At 41.0% G+C, this 8,010-nt stretch carries 8 protein-coding genes and 1 pseudogene; 4 read left to right on the top strand and 5 right to left on the bottom strand.

From position 1 onward, the window contains the following. Positions 1 to 507: 507 nt before the first annotated feature. A complete protein-coding gene (locus PUQ00_RS05360; protein ID WP_300413863.1) occupies positions 508 to 1,143 on the bottom strand; it encodes a hypothetical protein in 636 nt (211 codons plus the stop codon). A gap of 342 nt (positions 1,144 to 1,485) precedes the next feature. On the opposite strand from PUQ00_RS05360, the gene PUQ00_RS05355 reads away from it, so the two are divergent. The 4 genes from PUQ00_RS05355 to PUQ00_RS05340 all read left to right on the top strand — a co-directional run bounded on the left by PUQ00_RS05355 (position 1,486) and on the right by PUQ00_RS05340 (position 4,678). Further along, a complete protein-coding gene (locus PUQ00_RS05355) occupies positions 1,486 to 1,857 on the top strand; it encodes a hypothetical protein (RefSeq protein WP_300413861.1) in 372 nt (123 codons plus the stop codon). Positions 1,858 to 2,002: 145 nt separating this feature from the next. Beyond that, positions 2,003 to 2,335 carry a DUF565 domain-containing protein gene (locus tag PUQ00_RS05350; RefSeq protein WP_300413859.1) on the top strand — a complete coding sequence of 111 codons (333 nt, stop codon included), beginning with the start codon at positions 2,003 to 2,005 and terminating at the stop codon, positions 2,333 to 2,335. Between the two features lie 17 nt (positions 2,336 to 2,352). Beyond that, on the top strand, positions 2,353 to 3,360 hold the full coding sequence (locus PUQ00_RS05345) for a glycerate kinase (RefSeq protein ID WP_300413857.1): 1,008 nt from the start codon (positions 2,353 to 2,355) through the stop codon (positions 3,358 to 3,360). A gap of 79 nt (positions 3,361 to 3,439) precedes the next feature. Then, positions 3,440 to 4,678: a GUN4 domain-containing protein gene (locus tag PUQ00_RS05340; protein ID WP_300413855.1), complete on the top strand. Its 1,239-nt coding sequence runs from the start codon at positions 3,440 to 3,442 to the stop codon at positions 4,676 to 4,678. A 184-nt stretch (positions 4,679 to 4,862) separates the two neighbouring features. On the opposite strand, the gene PUQ00_RS05335 is transcribed toward PUQ00_RS05340, so the two are convergent. The 4 genes and pseudogenes from PUQ00_RS05335 to PUQ00_RS05320 all read right to left on the bottom strand — a co-directional run. Continuing rightward, positions 4,863 to 5,498: a restriction endonuclease subunit R gene (locus PUQ00_RS05335; RefSeq protein ID WP_300413853.1), complete on the bottom strand. Its 636-nt coding sequence runs from the start codon at positions 5,496 to 5,498 to the stop codon at positions 4,863 to 4,865. Positions 5,499 to 5,764: 266 nt separating this feature from the next. Further along, positions 5,765 to 7,153, bottom strand: coding sequence for a histidine--tRNA ligase (hisS, locus tag PUQ00_RS05330; RefSeq protein WP_300413851.1), 1,389 nt, complete (start codon positions 7,151 to 7,153; stop codon positions 5,765 to 5,767). A 105-nt stretch (positions 7,154 to 7,258) separates the two neighbouring features. Continuing rightward, a complete protein-coding gene (locus PUQ00_RS05325) occupies positions 7,259 to 7,705 on the bottom strand; it encodes a DUF3598 family protein (RefSeq protein WP_300413849.1) in 447 nt (148 codons plus the stop codon). A 129-nt stretch (positions 7,706 to 7,834) separates the two neighbouring features. Beyond that, positions 7,835 to 7,960: pseudogene (locus tag PUQ00_RS05320) on the bottom strand (hypothetical protein); the annotation flags it as partial. Positions 7,961 to 8,010: the final 50 nt, after the last annotated feature.

The raw sequence follows: 8,010 nt of genomic DNA, 5'->3' as shown, positions 1-8,010 counted from the left end.
GAACGCGGACACGAGAAAGCGTGACGCTATCAGTCGGGGATTCAGACCCGCGACTTTCTTGTTGACCACCAAATTTCAATTTGGTGGGGGTGTAAAAACGCCGATTATTCATCCACCAGTCGTCAGAATACCTTTCCTGTATTCTGACGACTGGCACCTTTATTCTGTTCGATAAATTTGGTGAGGCACTGCGTTCCTAAGCTACCCCTGTGCGGGGGTTCCCCTCGTTGAGGGGAGTGGCGTGTCGCCTTGCGTCGGAAAGCAACTGCCTTTGCCGTTGGGCACATTCGCTTATATCCCCCGACTGAAGTACGGGGGCTTTACGCATCACAGCGCGTAAAAATAAAAATTTGAGCGAAGGGTAAATAATGCCCAGCCTACAAAAATTGCTTCTGTACTCAGCACTTAGGGACTGACAAATAAAAAATACTCAAATACTACTTATGGGGCCGGCTTTTCGGCCCACAAGTAGTAGTAATTTATTTGTTTGAAGTCCCTTAGCACTATTTATTGACTCAGCACTAGTTGCCATTCTCTGTTTTGGGAATTCCACTTAGGTAATTGAGTTTCACCGACAACATAGGGGCCCCAGTAACGACGGGAACCATCTTCTGCAAAAGCAACTAAAATATCTCCCTTCTCCAGCTTTAAATTATTCTCAGGTAGGGATAAAATCAGTCCTTTATCACCACCTTCTTGGGGAGCAAAATCCCAATGTGCCGGTACATCATAGTTAGTCTGTTTAGTACCAGAGCCTTTTGCTACCGACTGTCGCGCCAGTAGAGCTAGCCGCACAGGCTGATTTGTTTGATTGCTCATCCGTAAAGTCCCTTGATCCTTGCCTTTGCTAGTTGATTTATCACGATCTGCCAAGACAGGGTGAGTATTCTCTTTGCTGCTATGTTCTACTTGATTGGTTGGGGTATTTGCTGGAGTAGATAGACTAGCGGAAATACCTTTTTCAGGTGAAACAGGTGTAGGTGAACTTGTCTCCCACTGGGTAGTTTCAGTTGGCAGTTGTGAAGATGTATCTGGGTTTGTGGACTCAAAGGATACGCTCACTCCAAAGCATCCTAGTAGAGCAACAAGCAGTCCCAAGCAACAAGCTGTAACACCGACGTTACGATACATAGAAGATTTCATATTGATAGTTATTAGAAATAAATATTTTGTCTAGGCTTGACCAAATAGTAGCCTATTATCCTAAAAGGCAATCATAGAAAGTAGCCTAATATAGACTTCCCTAAAATTAGGGAAACGAATGTATTATAAGTATCATTTTGAGTAAAAAACATGTGGAGGAAATTATTTCCTTGATGATTGACAAACAAGGGGTACAGACACCCATTACTTCAGATATTGATCGTAGGCTTGGATAAAACCAAGAAAATTAGATACCGAGCCAGCCAATTGATTTGCATAAAAAAATATTTTATTTTTGAAATACACGTAGGGTACGTTAGCAAACTGTAACGCACCTACCGAATGTTTTGTGCGTTACGCTACGCGATAACACAACGCCCTTCGGCTTCACCAGTCGCCTACAGAAGGAAACCTTCTTACAGCGCTGGTTTACCAGTTTCTACAACGGATAGCGCAGCCCTAGCGAGTAATCGAGCGTCGGGAACCTCCCTTCTCCTGTCGGAGACGCTACGCGAACGGGTGACGCTCCTACGTCGCTACCGCTACGCTAACACTAGTCGCCTACGGCGGGAAATCCGCCTACAGCGTTGGATTCACCGCAACGCACTGGCTCCCCTAGACATACTTAAATTTTTTCCCAAGTCAAATCGGATAGCTATATCTATAATATTAACAAACAAGCTTAGGCTAAAACCAATATTCTCTTTAATATAGAGATATTTTTAGATATCTAGGACTTACGCAAAATTAGACGCCCTGTAGAGGCAATTCATAAATTGCCCCTAAAAAGAAAATCATTCTTTTCGGCTATTGTTTGCGTAAGTCATGATATCTTGACTTTTTCCCAGAAGTCTATCTGATGCAAAACACTCGTTTGAATAACTTGTTGGATGCCATTGCTACACGCTTAGGGCAATGGTTTTTAAATCCTTGGCGGCGACTATCGTTGCTGATAATTAGTTTTTTGTTCGGTTTTTTTCTGGGAAACGCAGTTTCCACTACAGCTGGTCAACGGGCAGAATTAGATATTGTGGCAGCTGGTTTTTTAGTACTGTTGACGGAAATTACCAGCAGGATATTTTACAGTCAGAGCTTTTTCGCGAAGCGATCGCTCTGGGTAGAATCACTAAATCTCTTGAAAGTTGGTTTCATCTATAGTCTGTTTCTCGAAGCCTTTAAGCTGGGATCGTAGGGGGGGAGATAAGGGAGATGAGGGAGATGAAGAAGCAGCAAGCAAGAGAAGCTGCGCTGGTAGATAGGTTAAGGGCTAAAGCTTTTGGGATCACGCTAGAAAATGTCGATGAAGTGATTGAAAGGCGATCGCATTTACTCAAATCTGTCCTACCAGCTTTTAGCCAATTCTGCCAAACTAGCCTTCAGGTACAACCCCAGGAAATGTTACAGGTGTTGTGGGACTTGTGGCTTCCTTTGGCGATCAAAGTAGCATCGGGACGCCAACAGTTGGGACGCCCGCTAATTCAGGGAATATTAGGAGGACAAGGTACTGGGAAAACCACAATGTCTAAGGTTCTCAGTTTGATTCTCGATCAGTTGGGATACCGGACTCTGAGTTTATCTTTAGATGATTTATATAAAACTTACAGCGATCGCTTGATTTTAACACAGCAAGATCCCCGCTTGATTTGGCGTGGCCCACCAGGAACCCACGATGTAGATTTAGGTTTAAATGTACTAGATCAAATCCGCCAGTTGCAAAGTCCAGTTATGGTTCCCCGCTTTGATAAATCTGCATACAGAGGCGCTGGCGATCGCACTACTTCAGAAATGGTTACAGGTGTAGATATTGTACTATTTGAAGGTTGGTTTGTGGGTGTGCGGCCAATCGATCCAGATGTATTTGATACTGCACCGCCGCCAATTGTCACAGATGAGGATAAAGCATTTGCCCGTGATATTAATCATCGCCTTTACGATTATTTACCACTGTGGGAGCGATTAGATAGCTTAATTTTGCTCTATCCAACCGATTACCGTTGTTCTTTGGAGTGGCGCAAACAGGCGGAACAGCAGATGATTGCTGCGGGGAAATCAGGGATGAACAATGCAGAGATAGAGGAATTTGTCAATTATTTTTGGCGATCGCTTCACCCGGAATTATTTATCAAGCCGTTGGTAAAAGATGCAACAGTGGTTGATATGGTGATTGAGATTCATGCCGATCATAGCTTTGGTGAAGTGTATTGCGATCGGGCTTAGGGCGTTAGTTCTCAAGCAAATCAGCTAAAAACACTATAATTTTCTTAAAGCGTAATTTCTCCTACTCCTTATACCAAAAATGCCAGAGGTATTGTTAAAGCTTTTCTTTTCTTACTCTCACAAAGACGAAGCTCTACGGGATGAACTAGCTAAACACCTGCGTACTTTGATACGGGAGGGTGTGATTTCAAGCTGGCACGATCACAAGATACTACCTGGAGAGGAGTGGGATCACCAAATTAATGATAATTTAAACACTGCCGACATCATTCTGTTGCTCGTCAGTTCAGACTTTATTGATTCTGATTATTGCTGGGATGTCGAAGTTAAGAAGGCAATAGAACGTCACGATGCTGGAGAGGCTTGTGTTATCCCGGTTATTCTGCGAAGCGTTGAGTGGAAGAGGACGCCATTTGCAAAACTTCAAGCTTTGCCTAAGAATGCTGAACCTGTAGTGTCAAGAAATTGGCACAATCAAGATGATGCCTTCACAGATATACATAGAGGAATTCGGAAGGCTGCTGATAACCTAAATAAGCAAAGAGACGAACGAAGGCAAAAACAGGAAGCAGATAAGCTGCAACTACAGGAACAAGAAGAAGAAACCAGAAAGTTACTACAACAGGAACGAGAAAGGCTGCGGCTACAGGAACAACAAGAAGAAGCAGATAGGCTAAAAAGACAGGAAGCAGAAAGACTACAAAGACAACAAGAAGAAGCAGATAGGCTACAAAGACAACAAGAACAAAAAAAAGCCGATAAGCTGCGACAACAACAGCAATCTACTGATAATGATCTCCTCTCTGAGAAAGGTGTAGACTATAGGCGGTTGCGCGATTTACTGAAAGCTGGACAGTGGAAAGAAGCTGATCAAGAAACTCTAGTTGTTATGCTCAAAGCCACTGGCAAAGAACAACAAGGCTGGCTTGATATTGAATCTATTTACAACTTTCCTTGCACTGACTTACGCACCATTGACCAACTGTGGGTAAAATACAGTGATGGGCACTTTGGGTTTAGTGTGCAAAAGCGCATTTGGGAAAGTGTTGGAAAAGACAGTTTCGAGTTTTCCAATCACGTGGGATGGCGAAAACGAAAAAGGGTATTTTCTTCACAAAGGTGGCGATCTTACTCAGACCTGAGCTTCACAAAAAACTCTCCGCAAGGACATTTACCTACTTACCAAAATGGATATCAGGAGAAGTGGGATTGGAGCGGATTTCATTACAAGCTAGGGGATGAAATTTTTCGAGGAGGTATGGAAAACCTTTATTTCCACTGGTACTATAGTAGCTTATTCCCACTGGTACACTGGTAGGGGAGCAACACGGTACACTAGTGGTTAGTATTTCCACTGGTACACTGGTGCTAGCGTTGGGGAGTAAGACTTAAAGCCTCTCTCCTTGTAGAAGAGAGGTCAAAACTGTATTGCACCTAAGTGAGAACCGATATATTGTAATATTCAAATATTAATATTATTCAATGTATATTTAAATTCCATTTTAAAGCTGACAAATTGCTTTTAGAACTTGTAGCAACTGACTTGAACGCTCTCTTTCCATTAAATTTAATTCAGGTAACAGATAATAAATAGGGGGATTTCCTTGTTCAATATAGACAAGCTGATAACTTCTACCATTAGTTGTTAATCCCCAAACTGATTTTTTATTATCTAAATTTTTATAAGCATAGATGAGTAGCTGAGGTAAACCTGTTGATATATCAATCTGACTATTTTTAGATTCAATTAACAGTATCCAGAAATATGTTTGAGGTTTTGTATGTTTAGCTTTACTAATAGCTAAAAGATCAAATCTTCCTTTAATTTTGATATCTTCATCTTCAACTTCAATATCAGCAATATTCTCCTCCAAAACAATTTCAATAGGATAGCGATAAAAACCAGCTAATCTTAGTAAAGGCGCAACTGCAAGAAACTTTACCTGACCTACAGAAACTTTGCCTGCTGTAAGATATCTATCAAAGTCATGCTGAATTTGTTTGAGTTCCTGCTGTTCTGCTTCTGTGAGAGCTTCTAGAGATAAGTAGTTTGAAAATGAGTCACTGTATTGTTCTTGAAAGTCAAACAGACGCTGAACTTCTTCTAAAGATAAATTACGAGCGTTGAGAATTGTCATATATTTTTGCTTGATTAAGGTGCAACCCAATCCAAATTACCTATATAAAATCTATTTTAACTACTGGTTGACTAACCAACTTCGTTAAGCTGCAACGAAAAAGATTTGTCAGTTAATCAAATATTAACCCTCAAGAAACTCCTCTTTAACTTCTTGACTCTGTGTTCTCTGTGCCTCTGTGGTTAAATAAAAAAACTTTTGAACCGCAGAGACGCGGAGGGCGCAGAGAGAAAAAAAGAGATTTTAGAAGTCACCTTGAAAGTTTATTAGCCAAGCCTTCTTTTAACTTCCTCAGCTAAATCTACCAGTAGCACTTCTACTTGCTCACCTGTTTTCAAATCTTTGAGTGAGGACTTTTGCGTTGCTGCTTCCTCAGAACCAATAATTACACAAAATTGAATTCCTTGTTTGTCAGCTAGCTGAAATTGTTTACCCAAGGGGCGCTTATCAAAGTTAGTTATAACATTAATTCCAGCCTGACGCAGATGTTGAGAAACTTTTAAATAAGTTGGCATTAAATCATCTTGCATATTTACTACCATCACCTGGGCTGGTGTCGCAGCTAAGGTACTAAGAATACCAGCTTTTAGTAAACGACTAATTAAGCGAGTTAAGCCGATAGAAATGCCTACACCAGGCATTTTTTCACCCAAAAATACTCCGACTAATTCTTCATATCTACCGCCAGAACAAATACTACCTAATGCTTCATGTCCTAATAAGGTTGTTTCGTAAACAGTGCCTGTATAGTAATCAAGACCACGGGCAATGGATAAATCAATACAGAAACGATTTTCGGCAACTCCGAGATTACGCACGCCTACAATTACCGTTTCTAATTCGGTAACTCCCAAGCTCAATTGCTCAGTTTCTGACAGATTTTCTGCGAGGTGCTTGAGCTTATCTAATACTTGATCAACGGAACCATCAATTTTAATAAAATCAATAATATTTTCAGCCTGTTCTGCTAAAATACCCTCTTTTTCTAAATCTTGTTTTACTTTAGTTTCACCAATTTTATCGAGAGTATCAACAATCCCAATACAGGATTTAATTTGGTTTTCAGCAATTCCCACTGACTTAAAGAAACCAGTAAGAACTTTGCGATTATTGATGCGAATCAGAAAATCACCAATATTAATTGCTTCAAATATCTCAGTGATAATTGCAGGCATCTGAGCATCATAGAGCAAGCTGAGTTCACGACGAGCAACTACATCAATATCACACTGACGAAACTGACGAAAACGCCCATCTTTCGCTCGTTCCCCCCGAAAAACCACATCCATTTGGTAGCGGGCAAAGGGAAAGGTTAATTCATTCAGGTGACGGGCAATATAAGCGGCCAAAGGAACTGTTTGATCAAACTTTAAAGCTCTTGCTTCCGAACCAGTTTCGCCCGATTTATCTCTCTCGGCTTGTCGATTTGGTGGCAGAATGGGATCAATGCCATAGATAATATTGTCGCCTTGATTCCCTTTAGCTTGCAGCACTTCTAAACGTTCTACAGCAGGTGTTTCGATGGGCGTAAATCCATAGCTTTCAAAAACTCTACGGATGATATCTAGCAAATAAAATTCTAGACGCTTTTCGCTAGGAAGAAACTCAGGGAAACCGCTAGGAGTAGAAAAGTTTATTTTGTCACCTTTGGCCATGCGTGTACCTTACTAAGTTGAGATGAGAGTCATACGGAATCCGCCGGCATAACCCACGCAGACGGATTGGAGAATAATTAGTGGTTATCTCTGAGGGGAGAAATACTATTTTAGCCGTTGTTCTTGAATTAGGGTGCGTTGAAAGATTTGATTATTCTTAAACCAATGCCAAGTGCGGGCACGATTGTTATTGTCAGGACTAATGTAGATCATTTCATATATGGTCATTTCTGGGTTAGTCTTATAAGCAAACCACAAAATAACAACTGAATCATCAGCTTGCCAAGCTTTTCCTTGAATGCGATCGGTGTCAAACCAGAGTTTATTATCTTTATAGCTTCCGGGAAATTCATACTCTTCTCGTTTCCCATCAGACCAATTGTAGCGATTGATTTGGTAGTAAGGATGAGGGCCATTTTCTGGAAATTGACAAGTTAAGTGCGACTCATACTTGTCGAGAATTTTTCCTGTTGTATCAATTAATGTATAAGTTCCTACCCAATCTCCTTCATGACGGGCAAGTACGGGCATTCCTTCTCGAATATTTGACATTGCAATTCACCTTTTATTGTTCTAACATCTGGAAAAATCGAGTAAAGTAATCGGAAAAAGTTTTCGCTGTACAACCAGAGTCTTTTATTACAATGCCTGGAACCTTTAAGCCAGTGACAGCAAATGCCAATCTTCACTAAATAAGGCATTTTCTAAAATCGAGTCACCTGGCGCTAAGGCCGCAACAAGTAATGCCCGATTGGTAATACTTTTAGAAACAGGAATCTCTACCGTGGCATCTACTGGGCGATTCAGAACAGGGAAGTCAGCTACAACTTAATTATGTTCGCATATTATGAGTGGGA

It is taken from the genome of Nostoc sp. S13, from assembly GCF_029379315.1.
Classification (GTDB): Bacteria; Cyanobacteriota; Cyanobacteriia; order Cyanobacteriales; family Nostocaceae; genus Nostoc.
Note: the sequence above shows the minus strand (reverse complement) of the source record. Positions and strands in the feature narration are given on the sequence as shown.